The 1,093-nt window shown below is 28.8% G+C and carries 1 protein-coding gene; it reads left to right on the forward strand.

Annotated features, from left to right (window positions below):
* Nucleotides 1-102 precede the first annotated feature (102 nt).
* The gene (locus Q0733_RS12910) at nucleotides 103-819 is read left to right on the forward strand and encodes a hypothetical protein (RefSeq protein WP_298782741.1); all 717 of its coding nucleotides are present in this window, start codon (nucleotides 103-105) and stop codon (nucleotides 817-819) included.
* The last annotated feature ends 274 nt before the right edge of the window (nucleotides 820-1,093 follow it).

Here is a 1,093-nt window from a genome sequence, read left to right on the forward strand (position 1 = left end):
TTTTTTGGCAATCTTATATTTTCCTTCGGAAAATAACGATGGTAAAAAATCGCAACTTTTTATACACCAAAACGTTGGCAATAATTTGAGAAAACCGAAAAAGTGGAAATTTTAGGCAAACATTTTAGCACAAATCACAGTTACGAATTTGACAAAGTTGAATCGCCAATTGAACAGATTTTACTTAATCACTTGACAAAATATTTGTCCGATGAAACTGAAGTAATTGTTCAACTTCCGGTTAAAACAATAAGCGGAAATTTTAGAGCGGATATTGCTCTGAAAAATAACGATAGAATTGTAATTTTAGAATGTGACGGAGAAGAATTTCACACAAAAGAAATTAATGAATGGTATGACGAATGGAGAGATACTTTAATTTTATTTCAGAAAAAAGCAGAAACAATTTATAGAATTAAAGGAACTGATATTCATAATAATATAAACTCTATAATTTATTTAATTTACAAATTTGAACCAGAATTTTTTAATGCTGAATACGGAGAAAGGCTTCCGAAAAAAGAAATAAATGATGAATGGAGAGAGAAAAGAATCAATTACACATACACAAATGACGAAGGACAAGAAATCCCTTCAAGCGTAAATGTTAAAAGGAAAAATTTAAAATCTGATTTTGATAGGTTTTGGTTAAAATATGTTTTGTATTCTCTTATTTACCCAGAAAAAGACATTAAGAAATTGATTGACTTAATGAAAGAGAAACACTACGAAACGAATAAATTAATATCATTGTTAAATCAAAAATTTCCTGAATTTAAAATTGAGGATATTAAACTATTACTGAACATAAAAGAATAAAAACTATTGCCAACAACGTATATAAAAAATAGCGCAAGTTGTTGCTAACACAAAGGTTCGGTCATTTTTGGAAAGTCGCCAAATTTTTAAATTTGACAAATTTACAAAAATAAGATAATTAATAAAATTTAAAAATTCGGCTTGTGTATAATCCGAAAGGTATCGCTTTTCAACAGCGCTACTTTTCATATACCAACCGTTGTGTGCAATAATTGATCCTTCTGGGCTTGTTCCCGTTTATATGAGCCATAGCCATGCAGTGTTTGGATATAAA

The organism is uncultured Polaribacter sp., from assembly GCF_947500975.1.
Classification (GTDB): domain Bacteria; phylum Bacteroidota; class Bacteroidia; order Flavobacteriales; family Flavobacteriaceae; genus Polaribacter.